This is a genomic window from Pseudoalteromonas undina, from assembly GCF_000238275.3.
Lineage (GTDB): Bacteria > Pseudomonadota > Gammaproteobacteria > Enterobacterales > Alteromonadaceae > Pseudoalteromonas > Pseudoalteromonas undina.
Genome location: NZ_AHCF03000004.1, coordinates 746,343 through 766,518, shown reverse-complemented (window position 1 = coordinate 766,518; position 20,176 = coordinate 746,343). Strand labels below are relative to the sequence as shown.

Sequence of the window (20,176 nt, the reverse complement as noted above, 5' to 3'; positions counted from 1 at the left end):
CCTCGTTAAAAAATGCCAGCAACTGCTGGCATTTTTTATGACTAAAAATTAATTTTTTGCTAATTTTTTATTTAAATAGGCACATGAACGAGTCAGTGCTTTTTGACACCAAGTTAAATACCCTCTTGCTTTAGGGTAATACATAGAAAAGCAGAATAAGCCTGCAATAAAAAATATTAACGATGGCCCTGGCACCACAGCAAACAATAATCCGAGTAAAATAAACAGTGTTCCGCTGATCTGCATTAGTAGTTTTTTCATATAAACCTCATAGTAGGCGTTTAACTTGATTATAATTGCAGCTGCTCATATATCGATAAAAAGAGTGTTACAAACTGTAAAATCTTCAATTTCTATTAGCCATCGCCATGATATAATTACACAAATGCATTAATAAGCGCCGCCATGATAGCAACTATTACACAACAAGATGCCGCGACCGAGCTTGTCGCAAATTATTTAAATACTATAAAAAATCAAGGGTTTACTGGAGATACAGACGCAAGTTATGCAACCAGACTCACAGCATCAACTGATAACAGTATTTACCAGCAGCTTCCGCAAGGTGTTATTTTTCCTAAAAGCGAAAAAGACATTCAAGTTGCTCTGCAAATAGCATCGCAAGACCCTTTTTTATCGTTAACTTTTGGTCCTCGCGGTGGCGGCACAGGAACAAATGGTCAATCTTTAACGCCTGGTATTGTGGTTGATTTATCACGTTATATGCGTGAAATCCTCGAGATAAATGTTGAAGAAGGTTGGGTACGAGTTCAAACCGGTGTGATAAAAGATCAACTTAACGACTTTTTAAAACCGTATGGATTTTTCTTTTCACCCGATTTATCTACTAGTAACCGCGCCACTATTGGCGGCATGATCAGTACTGATGCATCGGGGCAAGGCTCCTTAGTTTATGGCAAAACCAGCGACCATGTTTTAGGGCTAACCACCTATTTAGTTGATGGCACTGCAATGTCTACCAGTCCAATAGACATTGAAAAAGCAAAAATAATTGCCGATCAGGAATCCTTAATTGGCAAACTCTACAAAACAGTATTAGACATATCACTTAATGAACGCGACGCTATATTAGCCAAATTTCCACGGTTAAATAGATTTTTAACCGGTTATGACCTAGAGCATGTGCTAAGTGAAGACTTACAAACTTTTGATATGAGCCGCTTAATAACCGGATCAGAAGGCTCTTTAGGCATAGTTACTGAAGCAAAATTAAACCTAACACCTATCGCAGAATTTAAAACCCTCATAAATATAAAATATGACAGTTTTGATTCTGCGCTTCGCCATTCACCATTTTTAGTTGATGCCCGCGCAACTTCAGTTGAAACTGTTGACAGCAAAGTATTAAATCTTGCCCGCGAAGATATTATTTGGCATTCAGTATCGGACTTAATAACCGACGTTGCTAATAAAGATATGCAAGGACTCAACATGGTTGAGTTTAATGCCGTATCACCAGAAGACATAAAAGACAAAGTAGACACATTATGTAAATTATTAGATGAGTGTGTAGCTAACCAAACTAATGGCGTTATTGGCTATCAGTTAACCAGTGATAAAAGCGATATACTGAAAATTTATGCAATGCGTAAAAAATCAGTGGGTTTACTCGGGAATGTAAAAGGCAGCCAAAAACCTCTCGCGTTTGCAGAAGACACCGCCGTTCCACCAGAAAATTTAGCCGATTATATTGTTGAATTTAGAGCGCTACTTGATAGCTATAATTTACAGTACGGTATGTTTGGTCATGTTGATGCTGGCGTTTTACATGTTAGGCCAGCACTGGATATGTGCGACCCTGAACAAGAAAAATTACTGCGCACTATTTCAGATGAAGTAGTAAAACTCACCGCAAAATACGGTGGTTTAATGTGGGGCGAGCACGGTAAAGGCTATAGAAGTGAATACGGTCCTGAATTTTTTGGTGAGCATTTATTTACGCAATTACGAAAAATAAAATCGGCGTTTGATCCAAATAATAAAATCAACCCCGGAAAAATATGTACCCCGCTTGAAAGTGAAGACTCACTAGTTAGCGTTGATGGGCAAAAGCGTTCTTACTTCGACAAGCAAATATCTATTGATGTTAAGACCAGTTTCAACAATGCAATGACCTGTAATGGTAACGGCTTATGTTTTAATTATGATGAAAACTCGCCAATGTGCCCGTCGTATAAAGTAACTGGCGATCGCCGTAATTCGCCAAAAGGTCGAGCAGGGCTAATGCGTGAATGGTTACGTCTTCAAGAGTCAAAAGATGTTAATTTACTTGAGGTAGAAAAAGAACTTAACAAGGGTGAAGTAATTACTTGGTGGGAGCGTTTTGTTCATAGCAGAGAGAAAAAACAAGGCGTTTACGATTTTTCGCATGAAGTAAAAGCCTCAATGGATGAATGTTTAGCGTGTAAAGCCTGTACTACGGCTTGCCCAATAAAAGTAGATGTGCCAACTTTCCGTGCCCGTTTTTTAAATTATTATCACAGTTATTATGCCCGCCCACTCAAAGATTACTTAGTGGGTAATATAGAAAACAGTGCACCGTTAATGGCAAAATTTGCTAGGGTTATTAATCCAATTGTAAAAACATCATTAGTTAGTAGTCTCATTAAAAAAACGGTAGGCTATGTTGATACCCCTCAGCTAAGTATTCCTGCACTCAACAAACGTGTAAACAAAGCGCAAAAATTTAATTTAGAATTTCTTAAAAAATTAAGTACCGATGAACAAAGTGATTACGTACTCATTGTTCAAGACCCATTCACCAGCTTTTATGAAGCAGAATTGGTTGAGAGTTTTATTACGCTAATTACTCAGCTTGGAAAAAAACCAATGCTGTTACCCTTTAAACCCAATGGCAAACCTCAGCACGTGAAAGGTTTTTTACATGAATTTAAGCTAACGGCAAAAAATACTGCAGAGTTTTTAAATCAGCTTAATGATATTAATGCTCCGCTAGTTGGCTTAGATGCGTCGTTAGTGATGTGTTATCGCGATGAATATAATACAATTTTAGAAAATAACCGTGGCGATTTTAATGTGCAACTTGCGCATGAATGGTTAGAAACACAATCGTTCAGTGCTTTAGAAGCTAAACAAATAAATACTGAATTTACCTTATTAAGTCACTGTACCGAAACGACTGCATTACCAAAAGCCGCAAGTGTGTGGAAAAATATTTTTGATGAACTTGGTTTAACATTAAACACCACAAGTACTGGGTGTTGTGGTATGGCCGGCACTTATGGTCATGAAGCACAAAACCAAGCAAACTCCAAAGCACTTTATGAAATGAGTTGGAAACCTATCGTTGATAAAAATAAACCTGAGCAACTTTTATCAACTGGCTTTTCATGTCGTAGCCAAGTAAAACGTTATGAAAAATTTAAGCCTAAGCATCCAATAGAGTTACTGGCAAAAGTACTTAGTTAATAATTTAACTAAGTAAGCTGTAAAATAAAAAGGCGCAACTTATTATTAAGTGACGCCTTTTTATTTTTGTTTATATTTATTTAGTTTTTTTAGCAAAACTGTCTGCAATCGGTTTTGTACTAATACCATGAATAAATACACTAAATAAAATTGTGGTCATAGCAATGGTCGCAATTTGAAATTTATTTTCTATTTGTGTATCAATGACCATTAAAGTAAAAACAATCGAAGCCAATCCTCGCGGCCCAAACCAAGCAAACGTTAAACGCTCTTTTATTTTTAATGACGTAAATTGCAGTGACAACATAACAGGAATTATTCTGATCAGTGTTGTACTAAGTAGCGCATAAATTATTATTTCAGTATTTAATTTCGGGATCACTAAATAAGCACAAACAAAACCGAATAAACACCAAATCATTAAAGAGGAAAAGTCAGCTATATGCTCTGAGTCTTCAATCAGCTCTTTGTTTATTTTGGTGCTCGCGTATTTATCAAATAAAAGCCCCGCTACAAATACGGCAATAAATCCACTGCCATGAAAATATTGCGTAAGTGAAAATACAGCCATAGCAAAACCCAATAGTAAAAACGGGCTAGTGTTTTGGGCAAAGTAATGTCGCTTCATTGCAAAGTTTAAACACGGAATAAAAACAGCAATACTTGCAAATGCAATTAATAATGCAACTCCCAATTCTCTACCAAACACACTTAACGTTTGCGTTGCAGTAATTGCAGATTCAGGATTTTTTGCGAGCAGAATAAATATTAAAAATATAGGCACACATAAGCCATCGTTTAAACCGCTTTCTGTATTAATACCTTCGCGTATTTTTTCAGGAACTTTTGTATTGCTTAATAATCCCTTACTTAACGCCGCATCGGTTGGGGTTAATATAATTGCGATAAGTGCTGCTTGAATTAATGAAAGCTCAGCAAATAAAAATAACGCGGTTACAATCCCGAGTAATAAAGTTAATGGTAAGGCAACAAATAAAAGTAAACTAGGATATTGAAAACTATGCCTTAATACTCCTAATTTTGACTTTGCTGCATCGGTAAATAAAAAGATACTGAGCGTTAATTCTATAAAGGGCAATAAAAACCGTAAGCCATTTTTAAAATTTTCACTTTCATTCGGAGCTATCAATGCTAGCAGTATCCCCCCTATAACAAAAAACATCGGCCCAGTAATTTCTGTTTTTTCTAATTGGCGTAGTGTTATAGAGTAAATTAAAAATAATGCACCAATAAAAGCAATAACTAAGTATTCCATTAAATCTTCCTTTTTATTCCAGACTTTGCCCGTTCTTTAATATTTGTTTGAATATATATTTGATCGGTTGTGGCTATTTTTGCGTGACCTAAATCTTCAGATAAATGCTTTAAAGGTCGAGTTTGTGCATCATGTGTTGCACCGGTATGTCGAAGCCAATGTGCAGTGGCCGCTTCTAATTGTTCCGCGTCATCTTTAAAGCCATCATCAAGTAATGACTGCTGAGCAATATCAAAACTTTGTTGTACTAAACGACGAATTTGTCTTACTGTCATACCACCTTGACCACGAATTTTATGCACTAACGGGTCGGATTCGTCAACACGGGGCAGGGCAGGTAAACCACGGTATAACCGATAACGTTTTAAATACTCAAGAAAATCATCACTTAAAGTTACATCTCGTAATTTATTACCCTTACCCATTATACGTAAAAACCAAAAGCCATCGTTATCTTGCCAAAAATGAGACATAACAGGTGACCATTGTGGACGTTCTGATAATTCTGATATACGTAAATATAATCCTTTTAAACAGGCGAGGGTAAAAAGGTTTCTTTCATACTCTGGTTTTTGTTCGCACAGATCACGCGTTACACCAAATACGTATTCCCATTGAATATCGCTTAATGTATCGGGAATTTGTATTTGTGATTGTACAACCAAGTAGGGGCTATTTTTCTTAACCACAGGTACAAAGTTAGCGAAGGTTTTTTCTTCTAAAATAGCGAACTTGTAAAATACATTAAGTGCAGTAAACATTGCGGATAATGTTTGCTGACTCGCAATAGATTCTTTTTGCATGAAAGGGCGCCAATTTTGGTTTAACCTACGTACTCCTTGCTCATCTTTATAGCGCCACTGCACCGAAGTTGATGCCCACTTTTTATCCGGCTCGACCATAAAATCAACATACGCCTCAATATCTTCACGCTTTAAATCGAATACTGATTTTTCAGCTATAAGCCATGACCACAAATAAAATCGTTCTAATTCATTGCGAAAACGACTATAAGTTGCTTCTGATTTTCGGCCATAAACATATAAAAACTGGTATAAAAAATTTAGATCGGCCTTTGATTCAGTTACAGTCAAGCTGACTTGCTGTATAAAAGAGGCTAGTTCTGGATATTCTGATTGGAGTGTATTATCTTCAAGGTGAGCTATTTGATAACGTAATTGTTTTAATGTATCGACCAGAGCAACAAGCATAATAGTAAAATATATAAGAAAATAATAGACTTATAGATTAACCTTAAAGTCCGATACTGTCTAGTATTGGACATAACGAAATTTTGATATTTATGCTAAATGCAGATTTATTAACCATATACCTTATTAAAGGAAAAATCATGAAAAAATTACTTCTGTTAAGCATGTTAGTTATTAGCGTTTTATTAACAGGTTGCGCTACTACAGGCAGTGCTTCTCCTGGAGAAAAACGTGCTTTAGTACAAAGTATGAAATCGAATACATTAACTGCTTTATACGAAAAAAAACCAGATGTTAAAACTCAAATTGCAAACTCTGCCGGTTATGCTGTATTTGATAATGCCAACGTAAACGTTATTTTAGCCAGTTTTGGTGGTGGTTACGGTGTAGTAAAAAATAACCTAACCGGAAAATCTACCTATATGAATATGGGCGAAGCTGGTTTAGGCTTAGGTTTAGGTGTTAAAGATTTCAATATTGTGATGGTTTTTCACGATCAAGCAGCGTTAAATAGATTTATTAAACATGGTTGGGCGTTCGGTGGTAATGCCGATGCTGCTGCAAAATACCAAGATAAAGGTGGGGCTTTAGTTGCCGAAGCTATTGCTGACCAAGTTACTGTTTACTCTTTAACCGAAAGTGGCCTTGCACTGCAAGCTGTTTTAAAAGGCACTAAATTTTGGGTAGATTCTGAGCTAAACTAAGCTATCAAAACCCTATCATAAGTGGGCTAGTTTGTGTGATTACGCACACTTTAATTTAATTCACTTAATTTAACATAACGTAATTTATGAGTGGTTAGCTATCAGCTATCAGCTATCAGCTATCAGCTATCAGCTATCAGCCAAAAATAACTTATAGCTTATATTTTTTCAATTCGTTTTAATTCAAATATCAAAAGCGTCAGCTAAAGAAAATTTAAATAATTTATTTAGGCTATTTTCTCCTACTCGCCCATTAGCAGATTTCATAATTTCTTGTCATGACCACATAATTACAACGTCTTAGGACAACAAAGTTACCCCGTCCGGTGTTCAACTCGTTCATCGATATAAGTTGTAAGCAAAGGAACATAAAACTATGTATAAAAAACTTAAATCTGAAACAAAAGTGCATAACCAATATATTTACTTGATCTTCATGATAAATTACTAGATATTGTAGGAGTACTATCAAGAAACACAGGAAGTTGATTTAATTCATTGTATTAAAATTTAAAGGAGTTATAAGTGAATATTTGGGAAACTGATAAACTAATTTTATTTTTGATTTTTGTAATTCCCGGTTTTATATCAATGAAGTTTTATGCTTTATTTGTTTCTCCTGACTCCTATAGGGATTCATCTAAACAGATTATTGATGCTGTTGCTTATAGCTGCTTTAACTATGCTTTATCTTTCCCTTTTATTTTATTTTTTGAAAAAATCAAGCTAGGCGCTTCACATCCTTATTTGTATATCTTTTTTTATTTCTTCTTAATCTTAATATTCCCAATAATTTTAAGCTTTTCGTGGCATAAAATAAGATCTTCTCCTAAACTCAGACTACCTTTATCACACCCTCAAGGTAAGCCATGGGATTATGTTTTTTCTCAACAAAACAAGACTTACTATATAAAAGTTACATTAAAAGACGGTAAAGTTGTTGGGGGTTATTATGGAGAAAAATCATTTTCTTCAAGCTCACCTAATCCAGAACAACTCTATTTAGAGCAATGTTGGATCGTGTCAAATAATGGAAAATTTGAAAGAGCTAAAAACAATACAGCAGGAATCATAATTCTGACAAATGAAATTGCGTTCATAGAACTTAGAGAAGGAGAAATCAAATGAATGATAAAACTAAAGCTAATAATGGCTATCGACCTACTATAACTATCGCTCAAGATGGTTATCAACCGAAGAGCTCTCAAAAAGAATACCAACCTTCAGGCACTGCTCCATCTAGTAATGACCGTATGGGTTATCAACCTACTACGAGTTCTAGTTCACCTTCATCACCTCCACAAGTAAGTCCTCCAGGAGATGAATAAATTGGGATTTATGCCATTTTTACGAATTAAATTTAAGGTTTTATTTTTCCAAAAGAAGTATTAGATATTTTAGACACCGCAGTAAAAATAGGTCTTGGTGCTTTAATAAGTGGAACGACCACTTATTATTTAACAAAGTTAAACAATAGAAACTCTCTTTTGAAAGAGCAACGAGATTATTCGTCACTTTTACAAAAGGAAAGACGAGAAAAAAGAGCAAAGCTTGCGGAGTAATGTATAGAAAATTTAGATCCGTTCTTTACAGCTTTTAGTAATTTTTTAGCTTCTATTGATGGTGCTGTTAAATCGGGCAACCTTTCACAAGAAAAAATAAATCCTAAGTCTGAAAGTTATAAGTTTATTAGTCAATATGATAAAAAGCTTACAGATTCAAGGGTTCATTACCACGCTTGTGTTTCTAAGTTAAACTTGATTGGATTTAAAGAATCAAGGATAGCGTTAAATCTCATAATTAAACATGAAGGAAGGATAAGAGAAACCATCATGTTCAATAAGATACCTCCTACACAGGATGACATTAATCTATACATGTCTAAATATCAAAAACTAAAAGACTCTTTTTACGAGAAATTGAATAATGAATTTGATGATATATTCATAAATGTGACCGATAATTAGTTTTTTATTATCTTATGAATTCAAATATAAATTCTTAGCATTTAATTTTTTATCAAACGCCTCGGCCAATTTCTCAGTTTCACTAAATACGGTGTTCCAATATTTAATCCGGGTGTCTGCATCAAGATTGGTAAAGTCGTTTCTGTCTGGGATTTTTCCGTAAGGTAAGTTGGCTATAAATTCTTTTGATGGGGTGATCATTACCACGTTGTCGTAATTTTGTGGTGACACTTTTCGTTTTAAATTTTTATCGAACCACCCTGCTTTTGGATCTGAGTTGAAATGCGGATATAAAATTAAGCCTGGGTTATTAATTTTTAAATCAAAGTGGTAATCAATAATGCCGCCATCGCGGTAAATTCCTGGTGGCGAACCGGCAATATTTTTTATACCTTGCATTACAAGTGGTATAGAGCCCGATGCCAATAAGGCATCTTTCAAATTTGTTTGTGTGAGTGCGATATTTTTGGTTTTAAAATTGTAGCTGTCAGTAATACTTAAATCACTATTGGGCGCGCCAAAAATAAAACGCTCATATTGCGAGCCTAATAATTTTCGATTAATTCTGTTAAGCATATAACTTTTTGATAAACCCAGAAGCTGTATTAATTTATGTTCGCTGGCAATAAAGCCGTTAGATTTTGCGACAATAAAATGCGCTTTAAAAACAGGATTATTTATAATTTCAGTAACGCCATCATCACCAAATACATCATCTAATAATGCGCGGGCTTTTAGTGTGATTTCAGCGGGCGTTGGTTTATTACTAGAATATCGGGTTTGTGAATATGATTTTGCTAACCGCTTAATGGCTGCAACTGGATCGTTTTGTGCAAAACAGGCTGAACGAAAAGCCCCAGCAGATGAGCCAATTAAATTAAGCGGTTGGGTGCGATGTTTAAAAAATTCGCCAAATATATATTTGTCTAAACCAAATAAGGTAAACCATTTAGGGCCACCACTTGCCCCTAAAAACGAGGTAAAAAGCTCGGGTTTAAAACCTTGTTCGTTTATTATTTTTGCTGCAGTTTTACCCGCATAAATGTCGATCATCTAAAAATACTACCTGTAGAGTCGCAGTTTAATGTTGTTAAAGCCAAACTTAAAAATGAATACTTATGCAAAATAAAACTTTTAAACTTTAATCTTAATCCCAAATTCCGTCTTCACATTTGCCCTGCACTTTTACGTTTTTTACCTTAAACTCAGGCTCTATGCCTTTGTCTCTTTGTGCGTGGTAGTCGTTAGTAACAGACAAAATAGTCGGTGTGAGTAGTATAATAGCGATTACGTTTACTACTGTCATTAACCCTAGAGCAATATCAGCTAAATCCCATACTTGTTTTAAGGTGGCTGATGCGCCCCACAACATCATTGATAAATAAAGCAAAGTATAAATACCGCGCCCTACTTTGTTATCGAGCTTAAATAAGTGGAGGTTACTTTCGGCGTAGGCGTAGTTAGCAACCACCGAGGTAAAAGCAAATAAAGTAATGGCAGCGGCTACAAAATACACGCCGCCTTGCGCTAAGTGTGAGGTCATAGCGCTTTGTGTTAAGCGTATGCCTTCCATTTCACCGCTTATATCTACATCGGCCAATAAAATAATAACGGCGGTACAACTACACAATACGATGGTATCGAAAAACACCCCTAACATTTGTATGTAGCCTTGCGTAGCTGGGTGGTTTGGCATTGGACTGGCACTAGCCGATGCATGCGGCACACTTCCCGCGCCAGCCTCATTAGAATATAAACCGCGTTGTATACCATTTTTAATGGCTGCACCCATGGCGCCTGCACCAGCTTCTTGCAAGCCAAACGCTGATAAAAGTATATCTTTAAGCATGGCAGGTACTTGGGTGAAGTTAATCAGTGTAATTACTACAGCAACAAGCACAAACACGATGCCCATAACAGGCACTACTCGCTCGGCGAATCGGGCAATAGCTTTAAAGCCACCTAAAATAATAGAGCCTGCTAAAAGTGTGATCACAACACCTGAGTAAAAAGTGGGTATTTCAAATGCGTAATTTAGTGCATCAGTAATGGTGTTGGTTTGCATGGCGCTAAAGGTAAAGCCGTAACCTAAAAACAAACAGGCGGCAAACACAATAGCAAATGCACGACTGCCTAAGCCTTGTTGAATATAATACGCAGGGCCACCTCTGAATTCGCCATTGCTGTCGCGAATTTTATATACCTGGCCTAAAATACTTTCTGCAAATCCGGTTGCCATACCCAGTATAGCAATGACCCACATCCAAAATATGGCGCCGCTACCACCGAGTGATATAGCCACAGCCACACCGGCTAAATTACCTGTGCCTACTCGAGCACACAGCCCAGTACAGAGCGCTTGAAATGATGAAATATCGTTTTTATTACACTTACTACTGCCTTTTAGCAGGCTAAACATGTGCTTAAATTTAACTAATTGAATTGCTTTTAAGCGTACTGAAAACCATATTCCGGTAAATAGGAGAATGTAAATAAGTACTTGCCCTTCGCCCCATAAAAGGCCATTGACACTTTTTACTACTGTTTCAAACATCACCCGTCCTTTATTTGTTATTTTTATATCCGCTTGCTTCTACATTTATATCTTTAGGTGTTTAAAACAATAAATGCACCGCACGTCAAGTGAATTTTATTTCAGTTATTATGAATATAAAATCACGCTCATACCTTATCGTTTTTTATAAAAAAATCAATAATATATTTGTAGCTTCAAACAACGCAGCACTAAGCCTTGCGTTAAAATTATACGGCCTCTTATATTTCCAAGATAAGAATAGTACGCTTTGTTAAATTTTGTGCAGGGTAAGTCGACTCACAGTGAGTTTATGAACTGAGATTGGTGGTTGAGTTATGATGCTAGACTGGTTTTATTATTAATATGATGCGTTACAGTGTGTGGTAATTACGCTAGCTTGAGTTGTTTTAGTTTGATCAGTATTTTTTATTAACCCATTAAAATTACAGGCTAAGTTTAACGCCAAAGCAATATACAGTAGGTGCATATTGCTTTGCATGCGGCTTGTTTATTAGCGCTATAAACGCCCTAGAGGCTTGCTTACATTGCGTATTGCGGCTCACTGAAACGGTTTAACTCTGTATGATAGTTTTTTAAATAATCACGACCCGCTTTCAAGCCTAATTTATGATCAAATCGGAGGTCATCATTAGAGCTGCCTAACAATTTGCTATGTAGCTTTTCGTTAGCAAAAATTTGAATAATTTCAGCATCACTAGGCGGATTGGCTATAAATGATAGTTCGTCTAGGTATGCTTGCTCGTGTTGAATCAAGTAATCAAGTGTTTTTGGGCAGTAGCCTGATGCACATGCAAATGTTCTTAGCTTTTGAACCCATGCAGTTTGCGCTTGAAAATTCTCATCAACGGTTCTTATTACCACGATTTTTCGTGCGCCACGGTTATAAGCTTCGCGTACAGGCAATGGCGCAGCCAAGCCGCCATCTAAATAAAAATCTTCATTCGATTGCTCTGCAGCTAAATGTGCTTCGTTTGCCGCTTTTGAGCCTAACCAAGGAGTGAGTTGAACACCTTGTTTATACAAAAAAGGTAAAGCACTTGAGGCTTTTAATAGTTCTCGCCAGTGTTTACCATCTCCAGTAGGAGATAAATAATACGGTTTACGATCACGTGCATTGGTTGTAGTGATCAGGAGTTCTCTATTACCAAGGCTATTTTTTGCTGTTTTAAAGTCTAATGCTCTATTAACCTCAGTGGTTTTTTCGAAATACCAGTCTAAGTCAACAATGTGTTTACCCATTAGGCCTCGACCTAACTGAAAAAAGCGTTTATGACGCGAAAGCCCTCTGATCAAGCGTTTAGCGTAGCCTTTTTGACGCGCTAAATAACTGGTTAAATTTTGCGAGCCAGCAGACGTGCCTATAAATAAATCAAACGGGTCGTAGTTTTGCTCTAACCACGCGTCAAGTACACCAGCTGTAAATATCCCTCGCTGCCCTCCACCTTCAGCAATCAATGCAGTTTTAGGGTGCATAGGCTTATTGAATGTGTGTGGAGCAACATTTATTTGAGATTTCACGGTGTACCTCTTAGTTGTTAACTTAACGGAATATGGTTTTATATTAACGTGCTTGATTAAATCCTTAAAACAGATTAATTGAATCAGTTCGATTGAAAATATAAATCATTTATTTGTACTCAATCTTTATTCGATTCTCTATTTGGTTATTAGTGTAACTATGGTTGCGTGTACGCTTGCTTAATAAACAGCTTAGTTCTTTATTTCCATTAGTATTTTTAACGCACGATGACGTTTTTCATCGTCATATAAATCGTTGGTGAATATAAGCTCATCGACCTCTAATTGGTTCACGATCATTTCTAATTTGTGTTTAATACTCGCTGGCCCACCAGTAACACTTAATCCTAAAAAGCTCTCAACATGAGTACGCTCTTGTTCGCTCCACAAGCCTTCCATTGTTTCAACTGGGGGCTTTAACCACAACTCGTCGCCTCTAATTAATGATAGCACTCGCTGTTTTGAAGTGGTTGATAAGTATTGTGCTTCTTCATCTGTATCGGCAGCCACTAAAGGTAATGCCAACATTACATAAGGCTTAGCTAATACACTTGATGGTTTAAACTCTCGTTTATACAAGGCTATTGCATCATGTACAAAACGCGGTGCAAAATGCCCCGCAAATACATAGGGTAATCCTTTTTGCGCTGCTAACTGGGCACTAAATAAACTTGAGCCTAACAGCCAAATAGGCACATTAGTGTTTTCACCGGGTATTGCTCGTACACGCTTAGCTCCCTCGTATGGGCCTAATAGTGTTTGTAACTCGCTTACTTCATTAGGAAAGTTTTCAGCGCGGCTAATATCGTTATTTAAGGCGCGACTTGTCACCGGATCGCTACCTGGTGCGCGCCCTAGCCCTAAATCAATTCGACCAGGATACAAACTCTCTAAGGTGCCAAATTGCTCAGCCACAACTAAAGGCGCATGATTAGGTAACATAATTCCACCCGACCCTACGCGTATTTTTTTAGTGTTGCCGGCTATGTGCCCTACTAAAATTGAAGTGGCGGCACAAACAATCCCAGGCATATTATGATGCTCGGCTAACCAAAAACGGTTAAAACCTAATTGGTCTGCTTTTTGTGCGTAGGCTGTACTTTTGTTTAAGGTGTCACTAACCGTGGCCCCTTTTTGCATAGGCGCCAGTTCAAGTAATGAAAAAGGGATAGTTGATAACAAAGTAGCATCTCCAAATTAAATAGCGACTTATGACGTGCTAGCCATAAATAATAAATCTAAAGTAAGAAATGGGTGTAAATTACACCAATTCAAGGCAGCTTATCTTGAAACGCTAAGGTGTTGCGATTGAGTGATAACAAAATTAACTATTTTTAGCTGCAGCTTGTTGGCGGTTTAGTTTATATGCCTCTGAATCAAGGCCTTTTTTCCAATAACCCGATGAAACAATTTGACTGCGAGGTATCGCTAATTCATCAGTTAATACGGCTTTTGCTTTGCGTACTAATCCGGCCTCTAGTGCCATAAATACAATAGGTTGTTGCTCACTAAGCGGCACCGATTTTAATGCGTTTATCACATCTGTATCTGGTTTATGTGTTATTAACCAAGTTACATCTCGCAGCGACTCTAAGCTGATCACATCATCTTTTGTTGGTGCATGAATAATCGCGTCAATTTTTGCGTTTTTAGGCAGTTGTTGCACGTAGCCTTTAATTGCATTAACCGAAGTTAAATCGCCAAGTAGTATGTAATGTGAGTGTTCATAATTATCAAGCTTTTTAGGGCCTGGTCCTGCTATACCTACCTCATCGCCTACTTTTGCTTTTTTAGCCCAATTAGTTGCCGGACCTTGGTGCATATTAATTACAAAATCGAGGGTAAGTCCGCCGGTGTGCTCATCAACATGCCTTATAGTGTATGAACGCATACATGAAGTTTTAATATTATAATCAACGCGGCCATTTTGCGGAATAAGCACCTTTACGTAGTTACCAATATATTGAGCGTTCAAGTCGTTAAACTCATCGGAGCCAACAATAATGCGCTGTAAATGTGGGGTTATTTGCTCTGTGCTTAATACTGTTGCTTTGCGTACTTTTTTACCCATATAAATTTACCTCATTAAAAAAGATGAATTGCACAACGCCCCATTGGTTGATAAAATCAACTATATCAATTTAATTGACTTTGTCAACCATTATGGATTCCCTATGCATATCTCATTAGCCAATACATTATTTGCTTTAATGCAAAATTATCGCGTTACCATACGCGAAGCTATTAATGCGGGCGAGCTTGGCTTAAACGCAATGCACGTACGTTGCCTGCATATTATTGCAACAACAACTCAGTGCACTGCTAACGATATTGTTAATCAGACCCAGCGCGACAAGGCCCAAATAGCACGCTTAGTGAAAGAGCTAATCGCATTAAAGTTAATTAACAAAGATGCCAGTGAGCACGACAAGCGCTGTTTTATTTTGTCATTTACCTCTGAAGGTCGCACGCTTTATAACAAGCTATTAGCCGCCGAGCAGCAAGTAAATGCGCAAATGTGTAAAAACTTAAACCCACAGCAAATCAATGACTTTTTACATACTGCCCAACAAATGATCAAAAACATGGATTGATCTGCCATTCATTACTTGGCATAACTGATACAAAACGCATATACTGTACACTTATACAGTAAGTGCGTTTTAGGTTGTGTTATGTTTGTTATTCCCATTTATATAGAGGCCGGTGTTTGCGGGTTTGAATCGCCTGCAGCGCAGTATAGTGAGTTAGGGATATCACTCGATGAGCTATTAATAAAACACCCAGATGCTACATTTATTGGCGTTGCCTCAGGGTGCTCTATGCAAGAAATTGGTATTTTTGAGGGCGACTTACTGTTAGTTGACCGTGCTGAGATACCTAAAGATGGCGATGTTATCGTGGCGAACTTAAATGGTTTATTTGTATGTAAGTTGCTAGATAAAACCAATGCGCGACTGCTCTCGGCTTCTGCTGCTTATAAACCCGTGCAATTAACCGAATCTGATGAATTTCAGCTTGAAGGCGTGGTAACTCGCTCAATTAGGTTACATCGGCAAAGCCCTGAGATACTTTCATGTATGCCTTAGTTGATGCGGTTGCTTTTTATGCCAGTGCTGAAAAGGTATTTGACCCCGCAATTCGTTCAAAACCAGTAGTGGTGCTTACCAATAACGATGGCTGCGTATGTGCGGTATGCCCTATTGCCCGTAAGCTTAATATTCCTAAATTTGGCCCCTACTTTAAAGTTAAGCAATTATTAGCAAAACATCAGGTGGTGGTGCGCTCATCTAACTACGAACTATACGCTAATTTAAGCGATAGAATGATGAACGTTATTGCTCGCTTTTGTGATACCCAGCATATTTACAGTATTGACGAATCATTTTTGCACTTTAAAGGCTATCAGCCATTAATTACCGATTGGCACCACTACGGACAGCTAATTAGACGTACTGTATGGCGCGAAACCAAACTCCCTGTTGGGGTTGGCTTTGGGCCAACACCGACCTTAGCCAAAGCCGCGAATCATGCTGCTAAAAAACTAGCTGGCTTTAATGGGGTTGCCGTGATTGATGATGAAGCAAGCCGACAAGCTATTTTACAGCAAATGCACTGCCAGGATGTATGGGGAGTGGGCAAACGTATAGCTAAGAAGCTGGCGCTAATGAATATTAATACCGCATGGCAGCTGGCTGAGCAAAGTCCAAGAACAATTCGTCGTCAATTTAGCGTAGTGCTTGAGCGTACAATTAAGGAGCTCAATGGCATTACCTGTTTAAACTGGGATGATGTGCGCCAAGACAAACAAGCTATTTTTTCAACGCGTAGTTTTGGCCAGCGCCTTAGCGACCCTGATGCAGTGAGAACCGCATTAATAAATCATGCCAGTGTAGTTGCACAAAAATTAAGAGCGCAACAGTCGCTAACTCATCGTATTTATATTTTTGCTGCCAGCTCGTCACATGAGCAAGCCTTTTATAAAAAGTCAGCTATGCATCAATTTGATCCGCCCACTAACGATACCCGTGTTATAGCAAGTGCAGTATCAAAGAGTTTTGAGCAGATATATCAACCGGGTATTCGTTTTTATAAATGCGGAGTGGGTGCATTAGAGCTTAGCCCACAGCAGTTTCAACAACATACTTTATTTGAGAAACAAACCGATAACCCGCAGTTAATGGGCTGCCTAGATGCGATAAATCATCGCTTTGGGAAAGGAATGCTTAGCGTAGCAAGCAGCCAACTAAATGAACGCTGGCATATGAATAGAGCTTTTTTATCGCCGCAATACACAACACGTTGGCGCGATATTCCTAAAATACAGTGTTAGTCAGCAACTTTAATAAATTCGCATTCTACACTTGGGTTATCTAAGGTGTATTTAAGGGTGTTATCGGTTAAAAAAGTAATAGTTTGTTTAATGGTTCTTTCGTGAATTGGATTATCACATCGGCTCATACGTAAACCATTTTCGAGGCCATTAGTTTTGTATTTAAGTGAGCTGGTAATAAAACAATAATTAGGCTTTTGAATAGTACGAGTGCCATTGTGTAATGAGTTAAACAAGATCTCTTTACCTAAGCTAAAACCTTGCTCAGGATCTTCAGGGTTATTAAATTGCAATCGACTATTAGTGCATAAACCCGAGTTACTTGAGGTAACTTCGTAATTACCTAGCTTAGTTTTTAATAGTGGAATAAAGCGAGTTTTATTACTTGGGCCTGCCACTGCATAACAGCTAAAAAGGCTTATGGTAAGTAAAACCAGTGTGAAACATTTCATTATAAGCTCTATCCTCGTGTATCAACCATGATCAAGCAATGTGACAATGCCTTAGCTATTTCTAACTATAACAGAGATTTACTATAAAAGATGCGAAGTCGTATTACTATGAGCAGCTGCGCAAAAACTAAATTAAAATACGTAGCTAACAACAAATAAGATTAAACTAGACGTAAGCTTTATTACATAAAGGGGGAAGAAAATGCATTACTTGTGATTAACCTGAACTCTGGTTAAGAGATTTACTAACATGTTGAATCAAAAAATATTTTTACCTACTTTTCTCTAGCTAGAAATTTTTAGTGAAAATAAGGCGAAATTACGCGTCAATAGCTAGCCTATTGCAAGTAAATTCAACGCAGTTAGCGCTGAAAATAGCTGCTTGAGATGGATTTATTATCCGGAGTTCAGGTTAATTAAGTAATGCATTAATAACAAGCTGAGTTATTGCCAATACTTAGCAAATAATTGCGGGTAATTTTGTTTTAAAAACTTAGGTTTGTCTTTAAAGCGCTTACCTTTAGGTTGGTCAAGCCCTGATGGGATAAAGGGTAACTCATCGTCGTTACGCTCTTCATATAACAAACCTGCAATTAGGTCATACTCATCTAAATACGGATAAGGTTGCTCGTTTAAAAAATAAAGCGGCGTGCACTGAGCGAGGCTATCTGGGTTTTCTAGTGCAGCTTTAAATACGGCTTCACCACGAGAAATTAACCAACAACGAAATTCTGAAAAACCATATTCATCATTACAGCCCGCCATAACAAACGCGGCACCAAATAAATCCCAGGTATAACTTTGACGCATACAAATACTAAACTGCTTATCAAATTCAATTAATTGCTCATCTGATAAGTCACTCAGTGTCGACTTAAGCGATTGGCAGACTGAGTCAGGCTCTGCGGTTTTATCTTCCACTGTAACCAGTCGCCAAAAATCAGTTAAGGTTAACTCACTCATGCAATGATCTCTTTTACCCGACCCACTTGGCCGTCTTCTAATTGTACTTTTATTCCGTGCGGGTGATTAGGTGACTTGGTCAATAAACGCGACACAATACCATTGGTTAAAGTACCACTGCGTTGATCTTGTTTAAGCACAATATTAACCTCTGTGCCTGGCGTTATTTGCGAGCGTGTTGGAACGGCCATATTTAATCTCTATTACAATTTTTTGCGATTATAGCCTGCTTAATAGAATCTCTCCATATTAAAGCTTTTACTAAGACCATAAATGCCAAATACAGCTTAAAATGAGAGATAATTAAACAAAAACACAGTACCGATTTTTACTGCTTAAGAAATGAAATAGCATTGTTTTTTATATGAATATTTAAACTAGCTAATGCATTACAAATAAGCTGCACAATGTAATCTAGCTGGTTATTTTGTTTAGCCTGCTCTAGTGCAATATCATCAATAAAATGACAACTTACAGTAAACTTAGAAGGTAAATTGTTTAAATCAACCGAGTGAGTAAGAAAGCTAAAGCCCTCAACGTTATCTTTTATTTGCTCGCAAGCAATTGTTAATTGTTGACGAATACGTTTATCTAGCTGCTTTTGGGTTTTGGTCATGGTTTATTACTGCTCGGCGATTTGTTGTTTTTTAAATTCTTTGTAGCTGTCTTGTTGTTGTTTAACACATTCATGGTATTCCTTGTCGGCCATATGACTGCACTCACCTAATCGGGCTGATTGAATTTCATGATAGCGGCTATCGCTGCTACACCCTGCTAACACTACGATTACAGATAACGAAAGTAGATACTTTAAGTTATTATTTAACATTCAAAATTCCTTATATTTTCACCGGAAAACTACTAATTTTCGTTACTTTTGCTGTATATTGCACTGGTTTTATATTTATAACCGTTAAGGGCACGTTATGATGTTGTCGCAGTTACAAGAGCTGTTCCAGCGTATCGATAAAAGTAAATTATTTCAATCATTTGTTATTGCAGTTATTGTGGTTTCTGCACTGACCGTGGGTGCACATACCTATTCATTACACCCTACTGCTGAGCTATTTCTACATTGGATGGATATAGGCATCACAGTGTTTTTCTTGATCGAATTGGTTATTCGTTATATTGCCAGTAAAGGGATCAAAGATTTTTTCTCCAAGGGCTGGAACATATTTGACTTCATTATAGTGATAGGTAGTTTATACCCTGCGGCAGGCTCGACTATTTTTATTGCTCGACTACTACGCATTTTCCGCGTACTACGTTTAGTGTCTATGATCCCAGAGCTGCGCTTATTAGTGAACTCACTAATAAAAGCCATCCCGCAAATGGGCTATATCGCGCTGCTAATGTTTGTGATTTTTTATATTTATGCTGCCACAGGTAGCATGTTGTTTGCTGAAATAAACCCAGTACTGTGGGGCGATGTCTCTATTTCTATGCTTACCTTGTTTAGAATCGCCACCTTCGAAGATTGGACCGACGTGATGTACGAAACCATGGCGGTATACAAATTAAGTTGGATTTTTTACTTAACCTTTATCTTTTTAACTGCATTTGTATTCTTAAATATGATGGTGGGGGCTATTTTAGAAGTAATGAGTGAAGAGCATCGCAATGCACGAGAAGAGCAAGCCGATACAGACTCACTGCCCGCAACCCAAGGCCAAGTAAACGAATTGAAGGCGCAACTGGCAGAGTTAAAACAATTACTCAAAAATAAGTAGCAGATTGAATAG

Annotated in this window: 21 protein-coding genes; 8 read left to right on the top strand and 13 right to left on the bottom strand. The window is 37.4% G+C overall.

Annotation, left to right across the window (positions count from 1 at the left end; translation table 11 throughout):
* Positions 1-48 precede the first annotated feature (48 nt).
* Positions 49-261 (bottom strand): PGPGW domain-containing protein, encoded by a 213-nt coding sequence (locus PUND_RS18325; protein ID WP_010388803.1) that lies wholly within the window; start codon positions 259-261, stop codon positions 49-51.
* Positions 262-405: 144 nt separating this feature from the next.
* On the opposite strand from PUND_RS18325, the gene ydiJ reads away from it, so the two are divergent.
* Complete coding sequence (ydiJ, locus tag PUND_RS18320; protein ID WP_010388804.1) at positions 406-3,450, top strand: D-2-hydroxyglutarate dehydrogenase YdiJ; 3,045 nt, start codon at positions 406-408, stop codon at positions 3,448-3,450.
* 76 nt (positions 3,451-3,526) lie between these two features.
* On the opposite strand, the gene PUND_RS18315 is transcribed toward ydiJ, so the two are convergent.
* Positions 3,527-4,726, bottom strand: a complete 1,200-nt coding sequence (locus PUND_RS18315) for a cation:proton antiporter (RefSeq protein WP_010388805.1) — start codon at positions 4,724-4,726, stop codon at positions 3,527-3,529.
* Positions 4,726-5,937, bottom strand: a complete 1,212-nt coding sequence (locus tag PUND_RS18310) for a tyrosine-type recombinase/integrase (protein WP_008108719.1) — start codon at positions 5,935-5,937, stop codon at positions 4,726-4,728. Before PUND_RS18310 ends, PUND_RS18315 begins: the two co-directional genes overlap by 1 nt.
* 140 nt (positions 5,938-6,077) lie before the next feature.
* Between PUND_RS18310 and PUND_RS18305 the strand changes: the two genes are divergently transcribed.
* The 3 genes from PUND_RS18305 to PUND_RS18295 all read left to right on the top strand — a co-directional run bounded on the left by PUND_RS18305 (position 6,078) and on the right by PUND_RS18295 (position 7,969).
* Positions 6,078-6,641, top strand: coding sequence for a lipid-binding SYLF domain-containing protein (locus tag PUND_RS18305; protein WP_008108715.1), 564 nt, complete (start codon positions 6,078-6,080; stop codon positions 6,639-6,641).
* 525 nt (positions 6,642-7,166) lie between these two features.
* The gene (locus PUND_RS18300; RefSeq protein WP_010388807.1) at positions 7,167-7,769 is read left to right on the top strand and encodes a DUF6338 family protein; all 603 of its coding nucleotides are present in this window, start codon (positions 7,167-7,169) and stop codon (positions 7,767-7,769) included.
* A complete protein-coding gene (locus PUND_RS18295; RefSeq protein ID WP_010388809.1) occupies positions 7,766-7,969 on the top strand; it encodes a hypothetical protein in 204 nt (67 codons plus the stop codon). Before PUND_RS18300 ends, PUND_RS18295 begins: the two co-directional genes overlap by 4 nt.
* A gap of 651 nt (positions 7,970-8,620) precedes the next feature.
* On the opposite strand, the gene PUND_RS18290 is transcribed toward PUND_RS18295, so the two are convergent.
* From PUND_RS18290 to PUND_RS18270, 5 genes are all read right to left on the bottom strand, one after another.
* Positions 8,621-9,661 (bottom strand): patatin-like phospholipase family protein, encoded by a 1,041-nt coding sequence (locus PUND_RS18290; RefSeq protein WP_010388811.1) that lies wholly within the window; start codon positions 9,659-9,661, stop codon positions 8,621-8,623.
* 94 nt (positions 9,662-9,755) lie between these two features.
* A complete protein-coding gene (locus PUND_RS18285; protein WP_010388813.1) occupies positions 9,756-11,162 on the bottom strand; it encodes an alanine/glycine:cation symporter family protein in 1,407 nt (468 codons plus the stop codon).
* A gap of 522 nt (positions 11,163-11,684) precedes the next feature.
* The gene (locus PUND_RS18280; protein ID WP_174375336.1) at positions 11,685-12,638 is read right to left on the bottom strand and encodes a patatin-like phospholipase family protein; all 954 of its coding nucleotides are present in this window, start codon (positions 12,636-12,638) and stop codon (positions 11,685-11,687) included.
* Between the two features lie 237 nt (positions 12,639-12,875).
* Positions 12,876-13,865, bottom strand: a complete 990-nt coding sequence (locus PUND_RS18275; protein WP_010388816.1) for an LLM class flavin-dependent oxidoreductase — start codon at positions 13,863-13,865, stop codon at positions 12,876-12,878.
* A gap of 142 nt (positions 13,866-14,007) precedes the next feature.
* Entirely contained in the window at positions 14,008-14,754 is a 747-nt protein-coding gene (locus PUND_RS18270; RefSeq protein WP_010388817.1) for a siderophore-interacting protein, read from the bottom strand.
* 103 nt (positions 14,755-14,857) lie between these two features.
* On the opposite strand from PUND_RS18270, the gene PUND_RS18265 reads away from it, so the two are divergent.
* From PUND_RS18265 to PUND_RS18255, 3 genes are all read left to right on the top strand, one after another.
* Positions 14,858-15,277: a MarR family winged helix-turn-helix transcriptional regulator gene (locus PUND_RS18265; protein ID WP_010388818.1), complete on the top strand. Its 420-nt coding sequence runs from the start codon at positions 14,858-14,860 to the stop codon at positions 15,275-15,277.
* A gap of 81 nt (positions 15,278-15,358) precedes the next feature.
* Positions 15,359-15,772 carry a translesion error-prone DNA polymerase V autoproteolytic subunit gene (gene umuD, locus PUND_RS18260; protein WP_010388819.1) on the top strand — a complete coding sequence of 138 codons (414 nt, stop codon included), beginning with the start codon at positions 15,359-15,361 and terminating at the stop codon, positions 15,770-15,772.
* Positions 15,760-17,016, top strand: coding sequence for a Y-family DNA polymerase (locus tag PUND_RS18255; protein ID WP_010388820.1), 1,257 nt, complete (start codon positions 15,760-15,762; stop codon positions 17,014-17,016). Before umuD ends, PUND_RS18255 begins: the two co-directional genes overlap by 13 nt.
* On the opposite strand, the gene PUND_RS18250 is transcribed toward PUND_RS18255, so the two are convergent.
* From PUND_RS18250 to PUND_RS18230, 5 genes are all read right to left on the bottom strand, one after another.
* Complete coding sequence (locus PUND_RS18250) at positions 17,013-17,468, bottom strand: hypothetical protein (RefSeq protein WP_010388821.1); 456 nt, start codon at positions 17,466-17,468, stop codon at positions 17,013-17,015. The genes PUND_RS18255 and PUND_RS18250 overlap by 4 nt on opposite strands.
* Positions 17,469-17,912: 444 nt before the next feature.
* Entirely contained in the window at positions 17,913-18,431 is a 519-nt protein-coding gene (locus PUND_RS18245; RefSeq protein WP_010388823.1) for a DUF4240 domain-containing protein, read from the bottom strand.
* Positions 18,428-18,622 (bottom strand): YwbE family protein, encoded by a 195-nt coding sequence (locus PUND_RS18240; protein ID WP_008468098.1) that lies wholly within the window; start codon positions 18,620-18,622, stop codon positions 18,428-18,430. The genes PUND_RS18245 and PUND_RS18240 overlap by 4 nt, the downstream gene beginning before the upstream one ends.
* A gap of 137 nt (positions 18,623-18,759) precedes the next feature.
* Positions 18,760-19,047 carry a hypothetical protein gene (locus tag PUND_RS18235; RefSeq protein ID WP_010388824.1) on the bottom strand — a complete coding sequence of 96 codons (288 nt, stop codon included), beginning with the start codon at positions 19,045-19,047 and terminating at the stop codon, positions 18,760-18,762.
* A 6-nt stretch (positions 19,048-19,053) separates the two neighbouring features.
* Positions 19,054-19,260: a hypothetical protein gene (locus PUND_RS18230; protein ID WP_010388825.1), complete on the bottom strand. Its 207-nt coding sequence runs from the start codon at positions 19,258-19,260 to the stop codon at positions 19,054-19,056.
* Positions 19,261-19,360: 100 nt separating this feature from the next.
* Here PUND_RS18230 and PUND_RS18225 point away from each other — a divergent pair, with 100 nt between their 5' ends.
* A complete protein-coding gene (locus PUND_RS18225; protein ID WP_010388826.1) occupies positions 19,361-20,164 on the top strand; it encodes an ion transporter in 804 nt (267 codons plus the stop codon).
* The last annotated feature ends 12 nt before the right edge of the window (positions 20,165-20,176 follow it).